The following is a 25,752-nucleotide window of genomic DNA, read 5'->3' on the forward strand; positions in this document are numbered from 1 at the left end:
ATTTCGACACAACGAAACGACACTGATCGACAGACGCTACACGAAACTATGCCAGATAACACCAATCACGATACGGAAGACGGTTCCCGCGACATAGCGACCGACGGCGGGATGAGCGACGTCGAGCGCGAACAGCAAATCGACTACATGGACGTCGAGATCAACCTCTTGAAGCCGGCGACCCCGTTCATGCGGGATCACCTGCGGATCATCTGGATCGGCTTTGGCATCTGGGTGTTGACGACGTTCGCGCCGATTACGGCGACGCGTCTCGCGCCCGATACGATGACGCAGTCGATGCCACTGATCGGCTTCCCGTTGCACTACTTCCTGCTCGCGATCGTCGGGCCGGGAGCAGCGCTCGTCCTTTCGGTGTGGTATGCGCGAAAGCGCGACCAGATCGACGAGAAGTACGGAATCGAACAGGGCGTCGTCGAACCGGAGACGACCGACACCGTCCCGGACGACGCGGCCGCGACTGACGGAGGTGTCGACGAATGATCGACGCTGCCCCACTGGTGGCGGACCTCGCGATCGGCGCGGCGGAATTGATGCCGCTGCAGTCGGGTTCCGAACTACTCCCGGAGAATCTGAACGTCTCGTTCAAAGCCCTGCCGGCGATCATCGTCATCGGGATGATGTTGCTGTTCATCGTTGCCGGCTTCATGTTCCAGGTCGCCGACACCGACGACATGTGGGTCGCCGGTCGGTCGATCGGGAACATCGAGAACGGAATGGCCATCGGGGCCAACTGGATGTCAGCGGCGACGTACCTCGGCGTGGCTGCAACGGTCGCGACAGCAGGCGTCTACGGCCTCGCGTACGTCATCGGCTGGACGACGGGCTACTTCATCCTGCTGATCTTCATGGCCGCCCAGATGCGGCGGTTCGGGAAGTACACCGCACCGGACTTCGTCGGCGACCGATTCAATTCCGACACCGCACGCGCCCTCGCGGCGCTCACCACGTTCCTGATCGGGTTCGTCTACGCGCTCGGTCAGGCTCGCGGGATGGGGCTCGTCGGGCTGTACATCCTCGGTGACTGGTCGGCGCTCACCGGCGGCTTGCTGACTGCATACCAGACGATGATGGTCGTCTTCATGGTCATCACCGTCGCCTACCTCTCGCTGTCGGGGATGCTCGGCGCGACCAAGAACATGGTCCTGCAGTACGTCATCCTCATCGTCGCGTTCCTGCTCGGGCTGGTCGCGACCGGCTGGGCGGGCGGCTTCACCACGGTGCTCCCCCAGCTCCAGTACGGGATGATGATCGACAGTCTCGCGGCCGAGTTCTCGGCCCCGTTCGCGGGCGGGAGCTACTACCTGTGGGTCGCGACCTGTTTCAGCCTGGTCTTCGGGACGTGTGGACTGCCCCACGTGCTGGTCAGGTTCTACACGGTCAAGAACGAACGCGTCGCCCGCTGGTCGTGTACCTGGGGGCTGTTCTTCATCTCGCTGCTGTACCTCAGCGCGCCCGCCTTCGCTGCGATCGGGACCGCGCTGTACGGCGATCAGATCGGTGCCGTCTACGGCGATCCCGGCATGACGAGCGCCGCCGGTGACGTCCTCGTCGTGTTGGCCGCACAGCTCGCCGGCCTTCCGGAGTGGTTCGTCGGCTTCGTCGCGGCGGGTGGCATCGCCGCAGCGGTCGCGACGACGGCCGGCCTGTTCATCGCCGCCTCGTCCGCGATTTCCCACGACATCTACGCGAACATCATCAACGAAGACGCGACGCAGCGCCAGCAGGTGCTCGTCGGTCGCCTGAGCATCATCCTGATCGGTCTGCTCACGATCATCTTCGCGTTGAACCCCCAGCAGCCGATCGCGGCCCTGGTCGGGTTCGCGTTCTCGCTTGCAGCCATCGTGCTGTTCCCGATGTTCTTCCTCGGACTCTGGTGGGAGAACACGAACCGGCAGGGTGCCCTCAGCGGCATGGTGACCGGCATCGTCGTCTGGTTCATCCCCATGATCAACGAGGGTAACTTCGGCCTCGTCAACGGTGGTGCGGGTCTCGGCATCGAGGCAATCTCGACGTGGATGCCGGCCATTGGCTCGGCACTCATCGGCACGCCGATCGTGTTCGCAGTGACGATCGCCGTCTCGCTCGTGACCACCGAGCCGCCACTCGAGACCAAACAGATGGTCCGGCAGTGTCACAGCCCCGATCCGATGCCGAGTGACAAGACCGCGGCGGACATCGTCGCCGAGAAGAACCGGGACGGAAACGCACCTGCGGACGACTAATCATGTACGAGCGCATACTCGTTCCGACCGACGGGAGTAAAGTCGCGGAAGCAGCGGTCGATCACGCGATCGAGATTGCCCAGCAGAACGACGCGGAGGTCCACGCGCTGTTCGTCGCCGACACCGACGCGATCGCGTACGGGCTGGGTACCGAGCAGGTCGACCGGATCCGACAGGGCCAGTTCGAGGGAATGACGGAGCTACGCGAGGACGCCGAGGAGGCGACCGGCTACGTCACGGACGCGGCCGAGACGGCCGGCCTGACTGCCCACGAGCGCCACGCCGGTGGCGAGCCCCACCGAATGATCGCCGACTACGCCGAGGACAACGACATCGACCTCATCGTGATCGGCAGTCACGGCCGCTCCGGCGTCCGGCGAGCACTGCTCGGGAGCGTCACCGAGCGCGTGCTTCGCTCGACGCACGTCCCCGTGCTGGTCGTCGACTACGAGGGCGAGGACTGACTCGGACGCACAAGAGTAACTTACGACCGACCCGATTCTTTCGACATGACACGGCCACTATCCACACGGACAGGAGGTTACCCGCGATGAGCGTCGTCGATCGCCTGCGTGAACACGTCGAGGACAACGGATCCGGCATGATCTACGACCTGCTGTTCGCCGTCGTCTGGGTCGCGCTCGTGAGCTTCCTCTTCGATTTCGTCTTTACCGACGCTCCCAGATGGGTCTTCTACATGTTCATGCTCGCAGGCGTCGTCGCCTACTTCGGCTTTTTCTTCTCGCTCAAGCAGGCCAAACAGCAGTAACGGCAGGAGTCGTTCTTGGAACCGGTGCAGCGGCGATGGGTATCGGTCGCTCGCGCCCCATACGGTCTGCTGTCCCGATGTCTCGGCGCAACCCCGAACCGCCGTGCGGTTGCGCCGTCACTGACGGACAGGAGTCCGTCTCACCCGTCCTCACGGGCCGCGATCGCCCGCTGTCGCACGCGGAAACTCAGCAGGGCGACGGCGGCGAAAATGACCGGCGTCGCCAGATCCGACGGCGAACCGGACAGGGCGGGTAGCACGCTCATTCCCGCCATCGTGGCGAACAGCAGCGCAAGTAGTCCGGCGATCGGAACGACGAATCCCTCCGTGAACGTCGACCACCGCTCCTCGCTTGGCTCGTTGCTCATAGGTACCATTGATCGTATGCTACCTAATAGCTATGCTGTTCCACGCTCGTCGGCGCGACGACCGGCGACTCCCCAGGGACCTTAGGAGGAGTATTCGGTTTCCGTCAGACGGACGACGAGCGTCTCTTCGACGTCCCGGAGGTCGTACTCCGGTCGGTCGCCGTCGACCCGCCGAACGTACAGCGGTTCGACGAGTCGATAGGTCTGCCCGGCGTCGGCAGTCGGCTCCGAGTCCGGGTCGATGCGCTCGAGGCCGTAGATCTTGCAAAATTCCGCGGTATCGTCGGGCTCGATATCGCCGTTTCGGAGCCGGATCGCCAGCGGCCGCGAGAGCCACTCTCGATCGCTGACGCTGGGCTCGGACACGAGTACTTCGTCGACGAACCGTGTGAGATACCAGTTCAGATCGTTCAACAGCGAGACGGCAGCACCGAGGCTGACGGTTCGGACGGCAAGCGAGTTCTCGAAGGGGCGCTCCAAATCGTAGGTCGAAAGCGCTTCCCGGGCCGTTTCGCGGGAAAGCAACTCGTACTGGAGGTTGGTCCCGGCCTCGCCGATCAGACAGACGCGGGTCACTACGCTGTGGTGGGACCGACGGTGTAATGTGGGTTTCGGCTTCCGGATGGTACCGGTGTCGGTGTCCGTAGATACTGCTGCCGGTCGAACGGTTCGCCCCGAATTTCGTTCTCAAACGGACTGTCTCGGGGTCTTGTTTACCTGAGTGGTCCAAAAAGGTTATAATTGCCAGCGGGTAAGCCACGCATAGAGATGGTAGCCGAAATTGCACCGCTGTTCATTCCCGGCGGCATGGGGCCTCCGGAACTCGCCATCATTCTCATCATCGCGATCTTGCTCTTCGGAGCGAACAAGATCCCGAAGCTGGCACGGTCGACCGGTGAGGCGATGGGTGAGTTCCAGAAAGGTCGCGAGAAGGTAGAAACGGAACTCGAAGAAATGCGCGAAACCGGCGAGTTCGAAGGCGACAAAACCGAGGCCGACCTCAACGAGGACGACGAGTTCGTCGATACGGAGCCCGTCACCAGCGAGGGCGAGACGAACACCGAAACGGAAACCAACTAACGTTCTTTTCGCGCTGGGCGTGTGGCCTAGCGGATAGGGCAGGAGGTTCCTAACCTTCTGATCGTGGGTTCGAATCCCGCCACGCCCGTTCTCCTGCCCCCGCTCACACAGTGGGACGCGCGTCAGCAAGCGATGGTCGGATAGTTCGAAGCCTGTCACACGCCCGCAGTGGGCTTCGCTCGTGAATCCCGGGAACGAGACCTCGAGCCAGCACGCGACCCACAGCGGGGACTCCGGCTCGAGTCGATCGTGACCCCCACTAGTCGTGACCTATAGTAGCAACTGAAACGAGTCACACACTGATCGCAACGCTGTCGTGCGATCAGGTGCGCAATGACTTTCAGTCGCTACTATACCCGATCCTTCCAGTGCGATCCGGCGAGCGCCGTCCCGATCGTCGATGCGGACCGTCGCTAGTGATCGTTCCGTCAGTGGTTCCCGCCCCGTTCGCGGTTGGGCTCACCGAAGCGGGTCAGCACCTCGAGTTCCTCCTCGGGGACGTCCTCGAAGGCAGCGCGGGCGATGACGCGGCGGTGGACCTCGTCTGCGCCGTCGACGATGCGGAACTGGCGCACCGACTCGTAGAACTCCGAGAGCGGGAGGTCCTTGCCGATGCCGTTCGCACCGCAACACTGCACCGCGAGGTCGATGGCATCCTGGGTAACGTTCGCAGTGAACACCTTGCACATCGAGACGGGGACGCGGGCCTCGTCGCCGGCGGCGATCCGGTCGGCGGCGTCGCGGATGCCCGTCCGGGCCATGTGGAGTTTCGTCTCGGCGTCGGCGATCCGGTGGCGAAGGGACTGCTTGTCCGAGAGATGGGAGTCGAACCCCTCGCGCTCGCTCAGGTAGGCTTTCGCGATGTCGAGCGAGCGCTGGGCCATCCCGGAGTAGCGCATGCAGTGGGTCAGTCGCGCCGGACCGAGTCGTTCCTGGGCGTGGACGAAGCCCTGGTTCAACTCGCCGAGCAGGTGTTCCTCGGGAACGCGGACGTTATCGTAGCGGATCTCGGCGTGCGAGGCACCGTGGCTTCCCCCGCCCATGTGGGGGACGTCGCGAACGACGTCGACCCCGTCGGCATCGCTCGGGACGAGAAACAGCGAACACCCCTCGTAGGGGTGGGCGTCGGGGTCGGTTCGGGCGAGGACGATCAAAACGTCCGCTTCGACGCCCTGTGTCGTCCACCACTTGTGGCCGTCGATGACCCACTCGTCGCCGTCTTTCTCGGCGACCGTCTGGATCATCTTCGGATCCGAGCCCGCACCCTGCATCGGCTCGGTCATCGAGAACCCGGACTTGATCTCACCTTGAACGAGTGGCTCGAGGTAGGTCTCTTTCTGCAGGTCGTCGCCGGCCAGCTCGAGGAGGTGCATGTTCCCCTCGTCGGGGGCGTCGACCCGCATCGCGATCTGTCCGAGGAGGCTGCGGCCGGCTTCCTCGAAGGCCGGCAGCGAGTCCCGGAAACTCAGCCCCATGCCGCCGTACTCCTCGGGGATCTGCGGGGCGTACACGTCGTATTCGCGAGCGGCCTCGCGGAGGTCCGCGATGGTGCCACTCGAAACGGCCATCCCACCGGCCCGTTCGCGCTCGATCGGCAGAACGACCTCCTCCATCAATGCGTTGGCACGGTCGGCGACCTCGCGTGCCTGGTCACTGTCATTGTAGCGCATAGTAGGGATTCCCCCGATCGAAGGCTAAGCGTTGGGAGAACACCCACGCGGTCGCAACTATCCCCATGATTTTTGATGGTGAACTGGAGGGACCGAACCTGATCGGTTCGAGCTGGGAGATATCGATTCCGGAGGTTCCGGAACACGGGAGACGAGCCTGTACGATTATCGTGCCGTCCAGCCGCCGTCGGCCGCGAGTACGGAGCCGGTTACGTAGCCGGCGGCCTCGCTCGCGAGGAAGACGACGGGGCCGGCGATCTCAGAGGGGTCGGCGAACCGGTCTAACGGCGTTCGATCGACGATCGATTGGCGCAGCCGGTCGTTCTCCTCGAGGTCTGCAGTCAGTTCCGTCGAGACGTAGCCGGGCGCAACGGCGTTGACCCGGACGTCGGGGGCCCAGTCCAGCGACATGCTTTTCGTGAGTCCGACCAGTCCGTGTTTGGAGGCGACGTAGGGATGTTGGCGTGGGAGGCCGACCAGACCGCCGACGCTCGCGACGTTGATCACCGAGCCGCCGTCGCTCTCGAGGAGGTAATCCGCCGCCGCGTGCGTGACCTCGTACGCGCCATTCAAATTAACGTCGAGCACGCGATCGAGGCTCTCGGTATCGACCTCTTCGGGCCGGCCGAGCGCGTCGTCGGGATTGAAACCCGCGTTGTTGACGACGACATCGACGCCGCCGAATTCGGCCGCCGCCCGATCGATGACGTCACTGACGTCGGTCGAATCCGTTACGTCCGCGGAGACGGCGACTGCGTCCCCACCTGACTCCCGAATCTCCCCGGCGACGGCTTCGATTTCGTCCGTCGATCGGGCACTCGGGACGACGGCAGCGCCTGCGTTCGCCAGTTCGATGGCGATCGCACGGCCGATGCCACGTCCGCCGCCCGTCACCACTGCAACTCGTCCGTCGAGATCGAATAGGTCGCTCATCGGTCCTCCGTTTCGGCGGCACCGTCCTCAAGCTTTGGCACAGTTCGTGGCTCGAGTGATTCTCGGCCCCTGGAGTACCATGGGTTCCCCAACGACGGCCAAACGTGGCGTAGACAAGCCATCTGCGCTCCGCTCGGCCTCGCCTCGATCCGCCGTCGAATACCACTGCGTTTCGAGTACTCGCAACTGCGACTCGGCGGAACATACCAATTACCTAACTAAACTTTGCACCAACTCGTGTCATATCGTAAAAAATAGTTGGTACGGGGATTATCAGAACTGGTAATTGGCGGATGAGTTTTTTGAAGGGGGAGGGTTAGTGTGAACTCAATGGCTATTGACGAGGCTGACCAGTCGGATGCCGGGGACTTTTCTGAGGGGGAGGCATCCGACCCTGAATCGGAAGACAAGCGCCTTAATGAAAGTAAGTTGATATCTGGTTCAGCGGTCAGAGTCGGCGAGTACACCTGGGAAGAGTTCATGGACGAGCACGGGTACGGCGACGAGGTCTCCTCCCTGTATCCCGACGACAACACGGGAACGGACGGCCAACTCGGGCTCGATACCGGCGAAGTCGGATCGACAGCCCCCAGCGGGGACGACTGGGACCGAGTCGAGTTCGATCCGGAATCGTACCTCGGCTATCACCCGGACGACCTCGAGGAGCAACTGCTGCCCATCGCCGGCGACAACGCTGCCACGCTCTACCCCATCGTCCAGAAGTACGTCGATCCGGAGACGACCCCGGTCGTCAAGGACATCTGGACCTGGGAACACTACAAACGGGAGTACGGCTACGACGACGACGCATCGTCGCTCGACAAATCGGAGGCGCTTGGCTTCGATCCCGACACGTTGACGGACCGTCTTGCCGCCGGCAACGACGCCGCACTCGCGGTCGACGACATCGTCGAGGAACGAACCGTCAACGTCCAGGAGGAACTCGACGAGGACGAGTTCTTCTCGACGGCCGCGGGTAACACCACCGTTTCCAACCGGTACGACCTCGAGAAGGCCGTTCCCTTCGAGAAGAAGTCACACTTCCGTGAGGTCGAGCGCTACTGGGTCAACAAACCCTACGCCTATGTCGTCATTTTCCACTCGGAGAAGGAAAACGAGAAGAAATACTACATGATCGAGCCCTACCAGAACGAGATCGAGACGGAACTCCAGGAGTTCCTCTCGGGCAAACTCAGGAAGGCGATCAAATACTCCGAGGAGGGAATCAAGGAGAAGACGAGCGAGGACGGCCGCCGAACCGTTATCGAGGACGAAACCCGACGGTTACTCAAACGGTACGACCTCTTCGAGGCCACCTCCGGCGATGCGTCCGAGGGTATTTTCCAGACGCTGCAGGGACTGCTCGACGACGAGGAGGATGCAACGATCGAGAACGACGGCCCGGGACAACTTCAGGGAATCGAGGTCCGACCGGAGCCGGTCATCCTCGAGGAGGACCCGGACACGCTAAGCGAGTACCAGGTCGAGAAGCTCCTGTACCGACTCAAGCGTAACTTCATCGGCTACGAGCGCATCGACGGGATCAAACACGACATCAACGTCGAGGACATCTCGGTCGACGGCTACAACTCGCCAGTGTTCGTCTACCACTCCGAGTACGAACAGATCATCTCGAACATCTACCACGGCGAGGACGAACTCGACGACTTCGTCGTCAAACTCGCCCAGCGGTCGGGGAAAGGGATCAGTAAACGGCTTCCACAGGTCGACGCGACGTTGCCCGACGGCTCGCGTGCACAACTTACGCTCGGCAAGGAAGTCTCCGACCACGGGACCAACTACACCATCCGCCAGTTCAAAGACGTCCCCTTCACCCCGATCGACCTCATCAACTGGAACACGTTTAGTCTGGACGAGATGGCGTTCCTCTGGCTCGCGATCGAGAACCACAAGAGCCTGATCTTCGCCGGTGGTACTGCATCCGGGAAGACCACCTCGCTGAACGCCGTCTCGCTGTTTATCCCCTCGAACGCGAAGATCGTCTCCATCGAGGACACCCGCGAGGTCGAACTCCCACAGCGAAACTGGATCGCCAGCGTCACCCGCCCCTCCTTCTCCGACGACGAGCAAGGCGACGTCGACGAGTTCGACCTGCTCGAGGCCGCGTTGCGCCAGCGACCCGACTACATCGTCATGGGTGAGATCCGTGGTGAAGAAGGGCGGACGCTGTTCCAGGTCATGTCGACTGGTCACACGACCTACACCACGTTCCACGCCGACTCGGTCGACGAGGTCCTCAAGCGATTCACCACGGACCCGATCAACGTCTCGAAGACGATGTTCACGGCACTGGATCTGGTCTCGATCCAGACCCAGACGCGAGTGCAGGGGAACAAGGTGCGCCGGAACAAATCACTGACCGAAATCAACCACTACGAGGCCGAACACGACGAGATCAACGTCCAGGACGTCTACCAGTGGCAAGCCGAAACCGACGAGTTCCTCAAGATGGGGGACTCGAACACCTTACAGGAGATCCAGTTCGACCGCGGGTGGAGCAAAGAGAAACTCGAGGAGGAACTGTTCAAACGCGAAGTCATTCTCGCGTACCTCATCAAGAACGGGCTCAATACGTACGCCCAGGTCGCTGCAACGGTGCAGGCGTTCATCAACGATCCCGATACCATCCTTACCCTCATCGCGAACGGCCAACTCGAGGACAGCCTCGAAGACCTCCGCGAGATGGAAAGTGTCCTGATCGACGTCGATCAGGAGAAAGAAGAGCTCGTTCCCCGTCCCGAGGCGACGGACGAGACGTACAACCTCTCGACTGATCTCCTCGAACGGGCCGAGGAATCGGTGTTCGAGGAGTTTCGCGGCGAGGTTCCAAGCGGCCTCGCGAGCGCGCTCGGCAACATCGAATCGGACGATCCGATCGAAGTCGACCGTGGTGATACGGATGACTTCGAATTCGACAGCGCTCTCGACGAGTCCGTCGACGAAGAAACGTGGGAGCTGGGCGACGGCTCGGCCGAGTTCGCGGTCGAAGCTGGCGACGGCGGGGCGGGCGGTAACGAGCCGGCATGGCTGAGCGACGACAGCGGATTCGACATCGAGAGCGACGATAGCGAGCCCACAGATACCGTCCCTGCCACAGCCGGTAGCGAATCCACTGGGGAACCAACTACTGACTCCGATTCCGGAGCCGAATCGGGCACCGCTCCGCCGGCGTCGACGGCGGACCGAGACGCCACGTTGCCTGCCGACTCGAACCGAGAAACCGGGACTGGTGACACTGCAGGATCGACAGCGGGCGACTCGACGGTACTCCCGTCCGACGACGCCGAGGACGGAGATCTCGGTGGACTGTTCGGCGATATGGGCGAAACCATCGACGAGATCGGCGATCAGGGCCAGGTGACGGCACCGACACGCGAGGGGTCGACGGCGACACGTGGATCGGACGTCGACGAAATCGATTCGATGTTCTCGGACGACGACGTCGATTCGATCTTCGATCCGGAATCGGGTGACAACGCGTCGACCGGTGACTTCAGCGAGCAACTCGAGGACGATGGAGAGCCGACGAGCGACGACGAGGAGACGGGCGAAGCCGACACTGCCGGGGAACCCACGAGCGAGAAACGGGAACCGCCGACGATCGAAATCGACGACGGTACCGAGGGGCCGCCGGACGACACGGATTCGGCAGCGGAGCCGACGACTGACGAGGTCGACGACGACGGCGAATCGATCTTCGGCGACGAATCCGATTCCATCTTCAGCGAGGACGATACTGCGGACGCGGCCGACGATGACGGTTCGATGTTCGACGGCGCTGACTCGAGCGACGACGCGTCGATCTTCAAAGACGACGCTGCCGACGAATCCGTGGCTGACGACACCGGAAGCATGTTCGACGCTGACGGAAGCGACGAGGAGAGCGACTCATGAGCCTCCAAACGCAAGACAGTGGCGGCTCGGGCATGTCCGCCAGTTCCGACGCGCTCGGTGATCGGTTCTATCCGCTGTACGAACGGCTGTTCGGTGAGGACAGCGAGTTCGTCTCCGAGGTCGAAACGAAACTGGCACAGGCCCGGATGACGGACACGGTCGAGTTGTACCTCTCTCGAGCACTCGGGATCGGCTTTATCAGCGGAGCGAGTCTCTGGCTGATCGGCCTCCTCCTGGGCTATGGCGTCTTCGCCTTCGGTCTCCTCGAAAACGAGACGCTCATCGGTATTCCGGTCGGTCACGGACTGCTCCTCGATCTCATCGAACTGCTTCGCGTTCCGGCGATCGTCTTCTTCACGGGGCTCGTATTGGGCTCGATCGGCTTTCTGATCGGGTTCGGATCGATGGTCGCGATCCCCTATTCGCGTGCGTCCGCCCGGAAACGCGAAATCAACATGCTGCTGACCGACGCCGTCTCGTTTATGTACGCGCTATCGGTCGGTGGCCTCAACCAACTCGAGATCATCGATGCGATGGCCCAGGCCGACGACACCTACGGCGAAGTCGCAATGGAGTTCCAGAGTATCGTCAAGGAGACCGAGTACTTCGACATCGACTACCGGACTGCTATCAGAAAGCAGGCCCTCGAGACCCCCAGCGACGATCTCTCGCAGTTCCTGACGGACATGCTCTCGATCGTCAACAGCGGCGGTGACATAGAGAGCTTTCTCGAGGACAAGAAAGAAAAGCACATGCGGACTGCAAAGCAGGAACAGGAGCTCACTCTCGAGACGCTCGAGTTGTTCGGCGAGATGTACATGACGCTGTCTCTGTTCCCGCTGTTGTTGATCATCATCATGGTCATCATGCAGATGATTCCGAGCGCGGACGTGTCGAATCGGATGCTGTACATGGTCGTCTACGGCCTGATTCCGATGATCGGCGTCGGCTTTATCGTCCTCGTTTCCACGGTCAAACACGACGAACCCGGCGACGGTTACCTCTCGATGGGAGCGACCGATCAGCGGACCGAAACCGGCCAGGAAGGCGGGTTGCTCAGTCTCGGGCTCATCGAGCAGTTCACCGGGACGTACAGCGTCTTCGATCGGATCAAGAACCGGGAGGGAACCTACGAGACGATGGAAGTCCTCCGGAAACCCCACTTGTTCTTTCGGGACAATCCGCTGGTAACGCTCGCGTTGACCGTTCCGACGGCACTGGTCGTCGTCGTCACGGCCATGGTCAACGGGATGGCACCGATGTCCTGGGAGGAACTGCTGGAGAAACCGATCTGGGGAACGTTCATCTATCTCTACTTGCCGTTCTATATCATCGCACTCCCGCTCGCTATCTTCCGGGAGTGGAACGTGCGGTACAGAAACGCCATTGTCAACAAACTCTCCGAGAACCTCCGGAAGCTCTCGAGTTCGAACGAAACCGGGCTGACGCTACTCGAGTCGCTCAAAGCGGTCTCCGATACGACCAGCGGGAAACTAGCCCGCGAGTTCGAGGAGATGCACACGAAGGTCAACTACGGGACGAGCCTCAAAGAGGCGCTCATCGAGTTCAACAACAAGTACCACATCCCACGGCTCGCCAGGACGACCCGTCTGATAACCGAGGCACAGGAGGCATCGAACCAGATCTCCGAGGTGTTGCGGACGGCCGCAACTGCAAGCGAGAACCACGACGACATCGAACGGGAACGGAAGTCACGAACCCGGATGCAGATCGTGATCATTATCATGACGTTCATGACGGTGCTTGCAGTGATCGCGATCCTCAAGACACAGTTCATCGATACGATGGCCGGCCTCGAGACCAGTGGTGGTGGCGGTGGCGGCGCTGACGGGATGGGGCAGGCAAACTTCAGCGAGAACGTCAACGTCGATATGCTGTCGGTGTTGTTCTTCCATGCGGTGACGCTGCAGGGGATCATTTCCGGATTCATCGCCGGCTATATCCGCGATGCAAGCATATTGAGCGGGTTGAAATACGCGATCGGCCTCTCGGCGATCGCCCTCATCGGTTGGACGCTGGTGGCCTAACATGAGTCGGAAGCGAACTCCAGATCGGCGGCAGGATCGAACGCGGGCTCGCCGGCCCCGAACGGTTTCCCTCTCGATGAGCGATCGAGGCCAGACCACGCAGGACTTCGCCGTCGGGATCGGTCTGTTCCTGTTGGCGGTCGCGTTCGTCTTTTTGTTTCTCCCGACGATCGGGACACCGTACGAATCGTCGGGCGGCGCAGACAGAGCACAGGCCGATCGAATCGCCGATCGGATCGTATCCAACCTCTCGACGGAGACGGCCAACGAGATCGATGGAAGCGGGTTCAACAGTAAATACAACGAGAGGAATTTGTCCACCCAGCTCGGCCTGCGGGCAAGCAGCAGCGACGACATCGTCTACGATCGAATAAACGTAAGTATCGAAGAGTTCGACGGAACTCCCGTCGACGAGTCCGAACTGTCGGGCGGGGATGTATATCGCAACCAATCCGCAGCGAGTTCCGCACGCATCGTAACGATCGACAATTGGACTCCGGCGGATAGCAGTGACTGTGACCCAGGATGTCGACTCGTCGTGAGGGTCTGGTGATAGTATGTTCGGAACCAACACGTCCGACACCGACCGCGGACAGGCGTACACACTCGAGGGGCTCATCGGCGCGATGATCGTGTTGATGGCCGTCCTCTTTGCCCTCCAGTCGTCCGTGATCATGTCGTCGACGGGCGGAGAGGGCGACCAATCGGTACAGGAACAAATCCAACAGGAGGTACAGGACTCGTTGGTCGTCGCCAATCAAGAGGGAAACCTTTCCGAAGTCGTTCGAAATTGGAACGCTGACGGGGAGTTCGAAAACGCGAGTCAACCGATCAACGGGACGAACACCTACACCGTATCGGAGTTCGAAAACGAATCCAAACTGGGGCAGATCCTGAACCACCGCTTCGAGGACCCGAGATACAACGTCGAACTTCATCCGGAGAACGGCCCCAAGCGCTACCTCGTCCGTCAGGCCAGCCCACCACCCAGCGCCTCGATAGCGAGCTACACCGTCACGCTGTACGATAACCAGACCGTGACATCGTCATCGGTTTCCAAGGAACTCCATGCCACCGATTCGGACACGCGAATTGTCCCACGGGAGTATCAGGACGAAACACCGGTCTACAACGTCGTCGAGGTACGGGTGATCGTATGGCGATGATGAGCGAGGATCGTGCGCAACTGATCCTCATCGGTGCGATCGCCCTCGCCTTCGTCATTCTGGGCATCGTCGTCGTGTACAACGGCGTTCTGTTCACGGAAACGCTTTCCTCCGGTGAAACGAGTCAGAGCGCGAGTTCCGCTGCCGTAACGGAACACGAACTCAACCAGAGCGTTGGCTGTCTGCTCGTGTGAGTCGAAGACGAGTCGAGTGCAGAGAACGACACGTTAGAGGACCACGCGGAGACGAACGTATCGAGGCTCAATACTGCCTATCGGAATTCGACCGTGCAGTCGACGCCGGCTGTAGTACAGCTCAGCGACATCGATGCGAACGCGAGTGGGGAGGACTTACAAAACGTAACCGTGAGAACCGAGTACGAGTCACATGCGCTCCGCTACAACCGAACTCGGACGATCGACAAAGGATGTCCCGGTGATGGAACGTGATCGCTCGACGTGCCGGTCGAGATCGTGCAGTCTCGATTACGATCACACACGTGCTCACGATCGCTATCACGACGATTCTCATAGCCATGCTATTGACGAGTGCCAGTACAATGCTCGATACCGAGACCGACCGAAGCACCGAGTCCTCTCTCGAGACGATCGGCGAACGGCTCGCCAACGAGATCGGAAACGTCGATCAGATCGCGGGAGCGAGCGACGATACCGTGGCGATGGTCGCAGACCATCCACGGAAGGCAGCCGCCTCGGGATATACCGTCGAATTACGAACGAGCTGTTCTGCATCCCTGCTCGACGGGTCGACGGACTGTCTGATACTGACGGCAAACAGCGCTGACGTCGTCGTTTACGTTCCGATCAAGACGGATCGGCCGATCGCCGACGGCAGCGATGCGGCCGGTGGACCGATCGAGATACGGTACGACAGTACCGAAATTTCGATTACGGAGGGGCCCCGATGAGGTCGAACCGCGATCGACCGGCCACGTTCACGGACTCCCGGGACCGTGGCGTCTCGGAGGTACTCGCGTTCATTCTGGTGTTCGCGACGATCATGGGCTCGGTGGCGCTGCTGTCGACGGTCGGCTTTCAGACGATGGCCGACTTTCAGGAGGGAGAACAGCTTCGAAATAGCGAACGGGCGATGATCGCACTCGCGGACAATTTCAACACCGCCTTGCATTCCGACAGTATCGAGACACGGAACAGTGAACTAGCAGTACGAGGCGGAACGGTTACGACCGGTGATGGCGGGACAGTCGTTTCTATCGACTTCGAATCGAGCGAGAGCGGGACTATCGATAGAGACGTCCCGCTGGGCGTCCTGACGTACCAATCCGGGTCGGATACGATCGCATACGAAGGCGGTGGCGTCGTCCGATCCGACGGCGACGGGAGCGTCGCGCTCAAAAACCCCCAGCTCAGGTGTACGCCGGGATCGGGCGGTTCCGATAACGGAACGGCGATCATCTCGCTCGTGGCGATCGATTCTGCCGATCGATCCATCCAAACCAGCGGGACGCTCGAACTGGAGATGAACGTAACGAACCACGAGCGAACCGTCTACGACGTTACCGGCAGCAACAAAGTAACGGTGACAACGCCAAGCAGCGACTACACTACCGCGTGGGACGGCATTCGCTCGACCGGTGGCTGGTCCGGTGGGACCTGTGAAAACGTCGATCAAGCCGCCGTCACCGTCGTCACCGTCGATATCACGTATCCCAATCCCCGGTAAGCATCGCTCGCAACCCCGCTCGAGCGGCCAGCGCCTGGACGCGGGCGGCTCGTTCCTCGACGGTCCCTGCAGTCTCGAGATAGAGGCCGTTCGAGAGCTGTGTCGACGCGGCCATCGGTGAGCCGTCGGCGTGGATCGGGTCGCTGTTCAGCACCGTGCCGTCGGCCTCGTCCGGGCTCCAGGGAACGGTGATCCCGGAGAGACCACGCTCGAAGAGGTACTCGGTTGCTCCCACGAGTGCCCCCTTCGACGTCGAGTGGCCGATCGCACCGATCGAGCCGCGGTCGTTGAACAGCCGGACGACGTACTCCCTTTCCTCACCGTCTTCGGTCCCGTTCTCGGCGTCCGTGTCGTCGTCGGGGCCCCGTTGCTCGGCGTCGTCGTCTCGAGTGGAAGCCTCCCGGTCGTTCGATTCGGTCGGGGCTGTCGTATCCGCGACCCGTCCGGTCCCAGCGTCCTCGTTCGCGTCCGTCGTGGCGTGCGGGCTCGGGTCGGTCGCGGATTCGGTTTCGGTAGTATCTCCATCGGTCGGCGTCTCGCTGGAGATCGTCGATTCGTCGAATCGAATCGAAACGTCCGCGACGGCGTTCGGTTGCTCGGGGTCAGCGTCGGTGAACGCCACGACGAGCTGGTCGAGAAACCGATCGGTCGCGGATTCGAACTCGTCGGCGTAGACGTCGCCGTGAACGGTTGCCGCCGTGAGCTGTTCGACGATCGAATCGACGAGCCGTGACCGATCGATCGCGAGCTGGCGGGCGACGTGATTCCGCGAGTGCTGTGCGAGGCGACGACCCAACGCGTCTCGCGAGTAGAGACCGACTGTCGATTCCCCGTCAGTGAGTTCCGAAAGCCTGAGTGTGTGGTACTCGATGTCCGTCGTTCCCGCGAGCAGGAGGTACTGGCGGCCGTTCGTGTAGATCGCGCGGTCGACGCCCGTCCAGGCCATCGCCTGCTGGAGGGCGTTTGCTCGCGTCTCCTTGAGGGGCTCGTCGGCTGTCTCGACGGCGACGAACAGCGCTGGAACCGAATCCACCAGCAAGACGTACTCGAGGGGGGTATCGTCGATGGTCCGATCGGTAACACACGACTCGGCTCGGAGATCCCAGCCGAGCGTTTCGAGGAAGGGTTCGACGAGCCAGGTACGGGTCTCCCGTCGTGACGCTGGCGGCGAGGAGTCGACCAGCGTCCCAGCGCGGGCGACGAACGAGCGGAGGTCGAGCGAAGGCATCCCTGGGGGGTATTCGGCGGACCGGCATGTAATACCTGGTTGTGTTCCACCCACTGAACTGGCGTCCGTCGGCGACGGGACGAGCTCAGCTCCAGGCGTTGTTTCGGGAGGTGACAATCGGCGTCCTCGCCGGTAGCTGCGTTACGATTCGGGGCTCGAGTTCACACGTCGATCGGGGCCCCCATCGTTTGGCTCCGTCAGTTCTCGCTGATAGATTCGGAGTCGGGCCTCGCGGACGGCGAAGGCCGACTGGAGGGTCGGCGGTATCGTCTCGGCCTTTCCGATGACGAGGTAGCCGTCCGTCCGGAGGGACCTGGCGATCGTCTCGAGCATCGGCTCTTTGTACGCGTTGTCGATGTAAATAAACAGGTTCCGACAGATGACGAGATCGAACCCGGATTTGGGCTCGTCGTTGATCAGGTCGTGGCGCTGGAAGCGAACGTTTCGCTGGACGTGATCGCTGATCCGGTAGGTTCGATCGTCGACGTCGACGTACTGGCGGTAGTCGTCGAGAAAGGAGAGTTGGTCGTCGAGATCGATCGTTCGGGATTCCTCGTAGACGCCCGCTCGGGCGGTCTCGAGTGCTGGTGTACTGATGTCGGTTCCGAGAACGTAGACGTTCGATTCGTCGATCTCGGGGTCGTCGTGGGCGAGCATGGCCAGCGAATACGGTTCCCGTCCGTCGGCACACGCGGCGCTCCAGACGCGGACGGTGGTCGTACTCGCGGATAGCTTTCGGAGGACAGCGCGAATCCCCTCCCAGACGTCCGGGTTTCGAAAGAAGCCCGTGACGTTGATGCTCAACGCCTCGAGCAGCGCCTCCTGTTCGGTCGGATCGGACCGTAGCTTCTCCAAGTACGCCCCATAGGTTTCGCGTTGCGTCCGACGCATCCGCGAGGAGACCCGCCGGTCGAGGTAGCTATCGTTGTAGTGGCTCGTCGCGAACGACAGCTCGTCCTCGACGAACGTAAGGAGGGCCGTGAACGCCGCGTCGTCAGCAGTCGTCTCGGCACGCCTCCGATCCCCATCGGAATCGTTGTCGGCGTCGCCGGCCCCGTTGCCGATCACAACTCCGTCACTCCGTTGGTGCCGTCGGAGGTCTTCACGACGAGCGTCCCCGTTCCGGGCGTGAACTCCACGGTCCGGCCGTACTCACCGCCGACGTCCTCGGCCTCGAGTGGCACCCCGAGTTTCTCGAGTTCCGTCTTTGCGGCGGCGATGTTTCGCTTCCCGACACCATCACCGAAGCTCTCGAATTCGAACATGTCGCTGCCGCCGGCGATCTTCGCCTCGACGGCAGTGTAGTTAGCTCCCTGTTCGACCATTCGGCGTAGCAACGCCCTGATCGCCGTGTCGGCGTACTTGCCGGGTTTCCGGTCGCTGTTATCGGCGGCGTCGCCGTCGGGAAGCATCACGTGTGCCAACCCGCCGATTTCGGCGTTCGGATCGTAGAGTGCGATGGCGAGACACGAGCCGAGCCCGTAGGACTTGAGCGTGTCGTCGCCGTCGCTGACGACCAGTTCGGAGATTCCGACCTGGACCGGCGTCGGTGCCCCCGGTTCGGTGCCGTAGGTTTTCATGCGTTATCGACTTCCTGAAACTCCGCCGTCGTCTTGGCGTCTTCGATCCGGTCGACGTCGAGGCTGTTCAGCGCCCGCTCGAGGTCCGACTCGTCGGGGATCGCGTACACTTCACAGTCGAACTCGCGGCCGTCGGCCATGACGACCGTATCGAAGACGAACGCGAAGTCCTGATTCTCGCCGAGTTGAATGATAACCGGATCGACGGCCGCAGCGCCGATATCGTGGATGAACTCCGGCGTGGAGTGGTCGATCGTCGTATCGAGCACGTTCGCCCAGCCATCGAGGAATCCGCTGGCCATGATGTTGCCCAGTTCTTTGATCGCGCTCGTTCCCATCTCGCCGAACCCGTCTTCATCGACCTCCATGGGAACCATCGCGTCGACGATCTCGTGGGCCGACTCCTCGTCGAACAGGAACAGCAGATACCCGCTGGGCATGCCGTCGAACTCGAAGGCGACTCCGACGAGTTTCTCTTCGGCGACCTGCTCGGGGATCGCCTCGAGCGAGACGAAGTTGAGCCGACGGATCTCGACGCTCGTATCGATCCCGGTCAGGGTAGTCGCGGTCTTGGCGACCTCTTCGGCACCGCGCTCTGCCATCCGATCGAAGCCATCGAGTTTGTCGTACTCGATGCCGTCGCTCGTCCGCAGCCGCTCGAGGAGTTTCGACATCGACTCGCGTTTCGGGAAGAGGTAGTGGCTAAACCCGACCTCGGTGCCGACGGTCTCGATCTGGCTCTGGAAGAGCAATGCGAGGTCGTCGTCGGCCGGTGCCTCGTCGATATCGCCGAAGAACGGTTCGGAGGATTTGCCTTCGACGAACTCCGGCGTGGAGACGTCGATGACGGTCTCCAAGACGTCGGCCCAGCCGTCGATAAAGCCGCTGTTCATGATGTGGCCGACCTCCGTCGCGGCGCTTTCGGTCATCTCGTCGAACCCGTCTACGTCGCCGACGTCGGTGTCGACATCAGCGTCGGGCCCGGCCTCGGCGAGCAGGGTTTCGACGATCCGAATCGCGTTTTCGCGCTCGAAGACGACGACCGAGTAGCCCTCGATCCCGCCGGTCAGCTTGACCCGAACGCCGACCTTCTCGGTCGAGTCCTCGAAATCACGCCGGATCTCCTGCCCTCGCATGAAGTTGAGTTTCGTCACGCCGACCTGCGTTTCGACGCCCAGCATATGGGTGAGTCGGCCCGCAGCCAGTCCCGCTCCTTCTCGAGCCATCCGGTAGAACGTGCCGAGTGCATTGACGTCGAGTTTCATGCGGGTTGGACTTCGATGCCGTTGACCATTTCGACGAACTCTTCTAAGTCGGGGAAAGCGTAGATCTCGGCTTCGATCTGATAGCTGGGAACCGCCAGGTCGGAATCGAAGAACAGGGCGAGATCGTCGCCGCCGAGACTCGCCGTCCGGGTGACGATGTCGCCCGTCGGCGCGTAGACGAGCTGTGGCGCGGCGATATCGATCGCGCGGCCGAGCACGTCGGCCCAGCCGTCGATAAAGCCACTGGCCATCATGTTGCCCATCTCCTCGACGGCGCTGCGGGCCATCTTGCCGGAGACGTCGCCCATGTCGTCGACGACCTCGCGAAGCATGATCGCCGTGATCTTCTTTGCGCTCGCCTCGGGGAAGAGGATCAGGATGTGCCCGTGGGGTGGGTCGAGCAGCCGGACGCGGACGCCAACTCGCTTGCCGCCGTCGAGTTGGGACTCGATGTCGTCGACGTCGATGAAGTTAGTTTTCGTCACCTCCATCTGGGCGTCCTCACCGGTCAGTTTGCTCATGTTATCGGCGACGCCGTTCGTCCCGACCTTCGCCATCTCGTTTATGAAACTCAACTTTCGAATGTCGACCATCATCGTCATGGATTACTCCGTAGGGTTTGGTGTTCGCGTTCGTTCATAGTGTCGTCACATCCAGGATGTTGACCACTTCCCCCCTCCCCCGAACCGTCGCACCGCTGATCCCGGGAATGCCGCTCATAATGCCCTCGAAAGGCTTGACGACGACCTCCTGCTGGCCGTGCACGTGATCACAGTGCAGGGCCACTTCCCGGACTTCGTCGCGGATACGAACGACCATCCCATCCCCGTTCGCGCCCGGGGCCGGCGTCTCGAGGACGTCGGCAAGCGAGATGACGGGGTAGTCGCCCCCCTCACCGGGAAGCACGGATTCTCCCTCGGCCGTCTCGATCGACCCGGCGGACTCGATGTCCTGGACGGCCTTGGTTGGAACGCCGAACTCCTCACCGCCGCTCTCGACGAACAGGATCTCGTCGATCGCGACCGTCACCGGGAGCGTCATCGTGACGGTCGTTCCGTCGCCCTCGTCGCTATCGATCGAAACCGTTCCGTCGAGGTCCTCGATCGTCCGTTTGACGACGTCCATCCCGACCCCCCGGCCGCTGACGTCCGTCACCTCATCGGCCGTCGAGAGCCCGGAGTGGAAGATCAGATCGTACGCGTCCTCGTCGGGCATCGCGTCCGCTGCGTCCGCGTCGAGAATCCCGGCCTCGACGGCTTCGTCGCGCAGTCGATCGGGGTCGAGTCCGCCGCCGTCGTCCTTGACGGTGATCGTCACGCGGTCGCGCGCGCGGTCGGCGTGGACCTCGACGGTTCCCTCGCGGGGCTTGCCGGCCTCCTCGCGCTCTGCGGGCGATTCGATCCCGTGATCGACGGCGTTGCGGACGAGGTGGATCAGCGGATCGCCGATTCGGTCGAGGATACTGCGGTCGATCTCGACGTCCTCGCCGTGTATCTCGAAGTCGACCTCCTTGTTCTGTTCGCGGGCGATATCACGGACGACCCGCGGTAAGCGGTTCGTTACCGTCTGGAGCGGCACCAGTCGGATGTCCATCACCGTCTCCTGAAGATCCGTCGTCAGGTCCGACAGCGCGTCGAGTTCCTTCTCGAGTGCCGTCCCACCGTCGTCGGAGTCGGCCGCGTGCCGGAGCCTGACACGACTGGTCACCAGTCCCTCGACGAGGGTCAACAGCGAGTCGACCTGTTCGATGTCGACACGGATCGACTGACTCTCGTCGGTTTCGGCGTCGGCGTCGGGCTGATCGCTCGTTTCCGGGATGGAGAGGTTCGGAATCTCTATCTCCGGCTCGTCGACGATCCGTACGACATCGGACTCGTCTTCGTCTCCCGAGTCGGCCGTATCGCTGCCGAACGATTCCGTCGACGCCTGACCCGAATCGTCGTCCGTCTCGGGGGCCGAAGTCGGCGAGTCGAAGCCGGCATCGGCGGTATCGAACTCGTCTGCCCCCCCGAACATCTCGTCGTCGAAGCCGTCGTCAGTGTCGTCGAAACCGTCGTCGTCCAGGTCGGCCCCGACCGGACCGTCGTCGAAGTCGTCGAACGGATCGTCGGCACCCACGTCGAAGCCGTCGGTGTCGTCGAACGCGTCCGTCTCGGACGACGAATCGGCGTCGCCGGTATCGTCGAACCCTGCTGTCGGTTCGAACGCCTCGTCGGCGTCCGCACCGAACGAGTCGCTCGCTCCGTCGTCGTCAGGGTCGACGGACTCGGTCGCGTCATCGACTGGCTCGGTATCAACTGAATCGGCGTCGACAGGGGTTGTCACGGCGTCGTCGCTGCTCTCGTCTCCCGAACCGAACGCATCCGATTCCGCGTCGTCATCGAGCGGATCGACGCCGTCCGTACTACCGGCGTCGGCCACGGTTGCATCGTCAGTGACGGCTGATTCACCCGTCTCGTCGTCCGAGATGGCTTCTTCTCCCGTCCCAGCGTCACCCGCGGCCGTCTCACCGTCGGCTCCACTTGCTTCGCTCTCACCGGCTGTTTCGGGGTCCGAATCGAGCGGAGCCGTTTCGGGCTCCACACCGGCTTCGGCGGCGACCGTTTCGGGTTCGCCACCCGATGGGGCATCGGCCGGGTCCTGGGCTGTCGCCGCATCGTCGTCGAAGCCGATATCGTCGGCAGTGGTCCCCTCGAGATCGGCGCTCGAGGCGTCCCCGGCGTCTTCGGCGGTCGCCACTCCCTCGTCGGTGGCGGTCTCGAGGTCGTCTTCGGCCGACTCCGACGCTTCGTCGGCGTCGGGATCGACGGTCGCGTCGTCGTCGGTCGACTCCGAATCGAACAGCACGTCGTCGACTGCCTCCTCGGATGGCTCCCCTGCGTCGAGGAAGGAATCGTCGTCGGCGTCCTCGCCGAGCAGTTCGTCCATGTCGACTTCCTCTTCCTCGTCGAACTCGTCGAACTCGAGCTCCTCGAGTTCGTCCTGGAGTTCGTCGAACCCGACCATCTCGACCTCGTCTTTGAGTTCGTCGAAGACGGCACCGGCATCCTCGACGTCCTCCTCGGCCGATTGGGCGGCCCCCGCCGTCTCGTCGTCAGCTGCCGGTTGGGAATCGCCTGCCGGCCCGGATCCCCCCTCGTCGCCTACGTCTGGCTCGGTCGGTGGGTCGCCCGCCCCGCCCTCGAGTTCGGCGACGTCCTCGTCGTCGAGCAGGTCGTCGAACGAGCCGGCCTCGCCCATGTCTTCGAACGCGTCGAGCTCTTCGTCCTCGACGTCCTCGACCATCTCGTCTAAGTCGTCGAACTCGGTGAACTCGTCGAGCAGGTCGTCGACCTCGAGATCCTGTGCCTCGTCGGCTGTGATCCCGTCACCGGGTTCGGCAGCCGCGTCCGTTTCGGCGGTCCCGGTCCGCTCGTCGACGGCGTCGAATCGATCGGTGACGGCGACGATCTCGAAGTCGCCGACCTCCTCGACCGGCTCGAGACCGGAGGCGATCGCCGTTTCGCCGACCGCAGTGGCGAAGACGGCATCGAAGCTGTCGCCGTACTCCCCGGCCTCGATCGTCTCGCGGGGCGGGTCGGTACCGATCAGATCGAACGCGTCGATCAGGGCCTCGACGACCAACTCCCCGTTGTTGACTCCGTCCTCTTTTGCGATCGCGAGACGGGCCAGATAGGCGTTGTGGCTGTCGTCAGCAGGCGGCTCGAATCGCGAACAGATGTCGTCGATCTCGTCTGTCGTCGGCGTCGTGATTCCCGTCGCCGGTTCGGCCGACTCCGACAGGTGTTCCCGAAGCGAGCCGATCGTCGCCGACGGATCGGTCTCGATCTCGCCGGCTGCGCCGACTTCCGCGACCATCGTCTCGAGTTCGTCGACGCCATCGAAGATGTCGTCCATCAGCGCCGGCGTCACCTCGAGGTCGTCACCGCGGACGGCATCGAGCAGGTCCTCGATCGCGTGGGCGAGATCGCTGGCCGGCTCCAGCCCCATCGCCCCAGCGTTCCCCTTGAGGGTGTGTGCGATCCGGAAGATCTGGTCCATCGCCTCCTCGTCGTCGGGGTCTTCCTCCAGCGTGAGCAAGGCGTTGTTCAGTTCGGTAATCCGTTCTTCGCTCTCCTGAACGAAGTCTGTCAGATAATCACTCATCGTTCTCACCGTCCGTGGTAAACGCGTCGACGATTGCGTCGATGATGCCCTCGGCGGGCGCGATCGTGTCGACACAACCCGTTTCGATTGCCTGACAGGGGATGCCAAAGACCGGGCTCGTCGCCTCGTCCTGGGCGATCGTGTGTCCTCCCACGCCTTTGATCGCCTCGATCCCGGCCGCACCGTCGCGGCCCATACCGGTCAGGACGACGCCACAGAGCCCGTTCGAGACCCGTTTGGCGGCACTTTCCATCGTCACGTCGATCGCCGGTCGGACGCCGTGGACCCGATCGCCGTCCGTGAGTCGCAGCCGGAGCGAGTCGCCGATTTCGGCTGCCACCTCGAGGTGGACGTTCCCCGGCGCGACGGCGGCCTCGCCGGGTCGGAGCCGATCCCGGTCCGTGGCCTCACGCACGTCGTACGCGCTGTGTGAGTCGAGCCGGTCGGCGAACCGCTCGGTAAACCCCGGTGGCATATGCTGGACGACCAGCAGTTTCGCTCCGAGTTCGGCCGGGAGTCGCTCGAAGAGCCGTTCGACGATCTTCGGACCGCCAGTCGACGCGCCGAGGACGATCGTCGGTGCGTCCGCAGGCTCGCCGTCGACGGTGACCGGCGTCGGGTCCTCGGTGGCGGTGGACCCGGTTCCGATTCCGGGCGGCACTCCCGGCCCGGTCCCGAGGTTTATTTGCGTGTCCGAACCGCCGGCGACGGCGTTCCCTGTCGTGGGTCCCCGCTCTGTACCGCCGGCGCGTTCGGATCGAGTCGCGTATGCTGTCGCGGAAGCTCGAGCGAGCGCCACCGACGACACGTTGGCTTCGGCGAGTTCGTCGACCTTCTCGACGACCTCGTCGGAGAGGTGTGCGATGTTTCGCGAGTCGGAGCCGTCGGGCTTGTGAAGGAAGTCGACTGCCCCACGCTCTAAGGCATCGAGCGTCGCCTCCGCTCCCTGTTCCGTGTGTACGCTGAGCATGAGAATCACGGTCGGATTCGTCGCCATGATCCGCTCGACGGCGTCGATCCCGTCCAACTCCGGCATTTCCACGTCCATCGTCACGACGTCGGGATCGAACGCAGCGACGGCGTCGACGGCGTCGGACCCGTTTGCAGCCGTTTCGACGTCGTAGTCAGCCGCCTCGAGCGCGTTGCCGATGACTGTCCGCATAAACTTCGAGTCGTCGACAACGAGTACTCGCGTCATGCAGCGACGACGTCTGAAAGGGCTTTTCTGACGCTGGGCTCTTCGAACGGTTTCGTGACGTAGCCGTCGGCGCCAGCCTTCACGGCGAGTTTCATTTTCTCACGCTGTCCGACGCTCGTACACATGATGACGCGGGCGTCCGGATCGATCTTCTTGATCGCTGCGGTCGCCTTGATGCCGTTGCATTTGGGCATCACGATGTCCATCATGACGATGTCGGGATCGTGTTCTTTGTACAGTTTGACGGCTTCAGCGCCGTTGGACGCCTCTCCCAGAATGCGGTAGTCCTGCTCTAAGATCTGGCGCAGCAAGTTCCGCATAAAATGAGAGTCGTCCACGATGAGCACCCCTGTCGACATTCAGTAGTACACCAAATTCTGGTAGCCATACAACTACCATAAATGCTTTCTCTCGATTATCAGTCGTGATAAACGTCGAA

At 62.3% G+C, this 25,752-nt stretch carries 24 protein-coding genes and 1 tRNA gene; 13 read left to right on the top strand and 12 right to left on the bottom strand.

Going from position 1 to position 25,752, the window contains the following annotated elements:
• Window positions 1–48 precede the first annotated feature (48 nt).
• From J0X27_RS15240 to J0X27_RS15255, 4 genes are all read left to right on the top strand, one after another.
• The gene (locus tag J0X27_RS15240; protein WP_207270004.1) at window positions 49–501 is read left to right on the top strand and encodes a DUF4212 domain-containing protein; all 453 of its coding nucleotides are present in this window, start codon (window positions 49–51) and stop codon (window positions 499–501) included.
• The gene (locus J0X27_RS15245) at window positions 498–2,243 is read left to right on the top strand and encodes a sodium:solute symporter family transporter (protein ID WP_207270005.1); all 1,746 of its coding nucleotides are present in this window, start codon (window positions 498–500) and stop codon (window positions 2,241–2,243) included. Before J0X27_RS15240 ends, J0X27_RS15245 begins: the two co-directional genes overlap by 4 nt.
• Window positions 2,244–2,245: 2 nt before the next feature.
• Window positions 2,246–2,707, top strand: coding sequence for a universal stress protein (locus J0X27_RS15250; protein WP_207270006.1), 462 nt, complete (start codon window positions 2,246–2,248; stop codon window positions 2,705–2,707).
• 86 nt (window positions 2,708–2,793) lie between these two features.
• Window positions 2,794–3,012 (top strand): DUF8119 family protein, encoded by a 219-nt coding sequence (locus J0X27_RS15255; RefSeq protein WP_207270007.1) that lies wholly within the window; start codon window positions 2,794–2,796, stop codon window positions 3,010–3,012.
• A gap of 140 nt (window positions 3,013–3,152) precedes the next feature.
• Here the strand turns inward: J0X27_RS15255 and J0X27_RS15260 are convergent, their stop codons facing one another.
• Entirely contained in the window at window positions 3,153–3,380 is a 228-nt protein-coding gene (locus J0X27_RS15260) for a hypothetical protein (protein WP_097379844.1), read from the bottom strand.
• A gap of 81 nt (window positions 3,381–3,461) precedes the next feature.
• Entirely contained in the window at window positions 3,462–3,956 is a 495-nt protein-coding gene (locus tag J0X27_RS15265) for a DUF5804 family protein (protein WP_207270008.1), read from the bottom strand.
• 192 nt (window positions 3,957–4,148) lie between these two features.
• Between J0X27_RS15265 and tatA the strand changes: the two genes are divergently transcribed.
• Complete coding sequence (gene tatA, locus J0X27_RS15270) at window positions 4,149–4,460, top strand: twin-arginine translocase TatA/TatE family subunit (protein WP_207270009.1); 312 nt, start codon at window positions 4,149–4,151, stop codon at window positions 4,458–4,460.
• A gap of 15 nt (window positions 4,461–4,475) precedes the next feature.
• Window positions 4,476–4,548 (top strand) — tRNA-Arg (locus J0X27_RS15275).
• Window positions 4,549–4,888: 340 nt separating this feature from the next.
• Here the strand turns inward: J0X27_RS15275 and J0X27_RS15280 are convergent.
• A complete protein-coding gene (locus tag J0X27_RS15280; protein WP_207270010.1) occupies window positions 4,889–6,130 on the bottom strand; it encodes an acyl-CoA dehydrogenase family protein in 1,242 nt (413 codons plus the stop codon).
• A 165-nt stretch (window positions 6,131–6,295) separates the two neighbouring features.
• Window positions 6,296–7,063 carry an SDR family NAD(P)-dependent oxidoreductase gene (locus J0X27_RS15285; protein WP_207270011.1) on the bottom strand — a complete coding sequence of 256 codons (768 nt, stop codon included), beginning with the start codon at window positions 7,061–7,063 and terminating at the stop codon, window positions 6,296–6,298.
• A gap of 330 nt (window positions 7,064–7,393) precedes the next feature.
• Between J0X27_RS15285 and J0X27_RS15290 the strand changes: the two genes are divergently transcribed.
• The 7 genes from J0X27_RS15290 (at window position 7,394) to J0X27_RS15320 (ending at window position 15,896) form a co-directional block, all read left to right on the top strand.
• Window positions 7,394–10,978: a type II/IV secretion system ATPase subunit gene (locus J0X27_RS15290; RefSeq protein ID WP_207270012.1), complete on the top strand. Its 3,585-nt coding sequence runs from the start codon at window positions 7,394–7,396 to the stop codon at window positions 10,976–10,978.
• Window positions 10,975–13,026, top strand: coding sequence for a type II secretion system F family protein (locus tag J0X27_RS15295; protein WP_207270013.1), 2,052 nt, complete (start codon window positions 10,975–10,977; stop codon window positions 13,024–13,026). Before J0X27_RS15290 ends, J0X27_RS15295 begins: the two co-directional genes overlap by 4 nt.
• Window position 13,027: 1 nt before the next feature.
• Entirely contained in the window at window positions 13,028–13,579 is a 552-nt protein-coding gene (locus tag J0X27_RS15300) for a DUF7287 family protein (protein ID WP_207270014.1), read from the top strand.
• A 4-nt stretch (window positions 13,580–13,583) separates the two neighbouring features.
• Window positions 13,584–14,192, top strand: coding sequence for a DUF7288 family protein (locus J0X27_RS15305; RefSeq protein ID WP_207270015.1), 609 nt, complete (start codon window positions 13,584–13,586; stop codon window positions 14,190–14,192).
• Complete coding sequence (locus J0X27_RS17995) at window positions 14,192–14,386, top strand: hypothetical protein (protein WP_224214552.1); 195 nt, start codon at window positions 14,192–14,194, stop codon at window positions 14,384–14,386. Before J0X27_RS15305 ends, J0X27_RS17995 begins: the two co-directional genes overlap by 1 nt.
• A 251-nt stretch (window positions 14,387–14,637) precedes the next feature.
• Complete coding sequence (locus J0X27_RS15315) at window positions 14,638–15,120, top strand: DUF7266 family protein (protein WP_207270016.1); 483 nt, start codon at window positions 14,638–14,640, stop codon at window positions 15,118–15,120.
• Window positions 15,117–15,896, top strand: a complete 780-nt coding sequence (locus J0X27_RS15320; protein WP_207270017.1) for a DUF7289 family protein — start codon at window positions 15,117–15,119, stop codon at window positions 15,894–15,896. The genes J0X27_RS15315 and J0X27_RS15320 overlap by 4 nt, the downstream gene beginning before the upstream one ends.
• On the opposite strand, the gene J0X27_RS15325 is transcribed toward J0X27_RS15320, so the two are convergent.
• The 8 genes from J0X27_RS15325 to cheY form a co-directional block, all read right to left on the bottom strand.
• Entirely contained in the window at window positions 15,874–17,124 is a 1,251-nt protein-coding gene (locus J0X27_RS15325) for a hypothetical protein (protein WP_207270018.1), read from the bottom strand. The two genes, J0X27_RS15320 and J0X27_RS15325, sit on opposite strands and share 23 nt — an antisense overlap.
• 141 nt (window positions 17,125–17,265) lie before the next feature.
• Complete coding sequence (locus J0X27_RS15330) at window positions 17,266–18,192, bottom strand: CheR family methyltransferase (protein WP_207270019.1); 927 nt, start codon at window positions 18,190–18,192, stop codon at window positions 17,266–17,268.
• Window positions 18,189–18,704, bottom strand: a complete 516-nt coding sequence (locus tag J0X27_RS15335; RefSeq protein WP_207270020.1) for a chemotaxis protein CheD — start codon at window positions 18,702–18,704, stop codon at window positions 18,189–18,191. The genes J0X27_RS15330 and J0X27_RS15335 overlap by 4 nt, the downstream gene beginning before the upstream one ends.
• Complete coding sequence (locus tag J0X27_RS15340) at window positions 18,701–19,969, bottom strand: chemotaxis protein CheC (RefSeq protein ID WP_207270021.1); 1,269 nt, start codon at window positions 19,967–19,969, stop codon at window positions 18,701–18,703. The genes J0X27_RS15335 and J0X27_RS15340 overlap by 4 nt, the downstream gene beginning before the upstream one ends.
• A complete protein-coding gene (locus J0X27_RS15345; RefSeq protein WP_097379828.1) occupies window positions 19,966–20,571 on the bottom strand; it encodes a chemotaxis protein CheC in 606 nt (201 codons plus the stop codon). Before J0X27_RS15345 ends, J0X27_RS15340 begins: the two co-directional genes overlap by 4 nt.
• Before the next feature lie 34 nt (window positions 20,572–20,605).
• On the bottom strand, window positions 20,606–24,115 hold the full coding sequence (locus J0X27_RS15350; protein ID WP_207270022.1) for a chemotaxis protein CheA: 3,510 nt from the start codon (window positions 24,113–24,115) through the stop codon (window positions 20,606–20,608).
• The gene (gene cheB, locus J0X27_RS15355) at window positions 24,108–25,313 is read right to left on the bottom strand and encodes a chemotaxis-specific protein-glutamate methyltransferase CheB (RefSeq protein WP_207270023.1); all 1,206 of its coding nucleotides are present in this window, start codon (window positions 25,311–25,313) and stop codon (window positions 24,108–24,110) included. The genes J0X27_RS15350 and cheB overlap by 8 nt, the downstream gene beginning before the upstream one ends.
• Window positions 25,310–25,672, bottom strand: a complete 363-nt coding sequence (gene cheY, locus J0X27_RS15360; protein ID WP_006181855.1) for a chemotaxis protein CheY — start codon at window positions 25,670–25,672, stop codon at window positions 25,310–25,312. Before cheY ends, cheB begins: the two co-directional genes overlap by 4 nt.
• Between the last annotated feature and the right edge of the window lie 80 nt (window positions 25,673–25,752).

It is taken from the genome of Natrinema longum (genome assembly GCF_017352095.1).
Taxonomy (GTDB): Archaea; Halobacteriota; Halobacteria; order Halobacteriales; family Natrialbaceae; genus Natrinema; species Natrinema longum.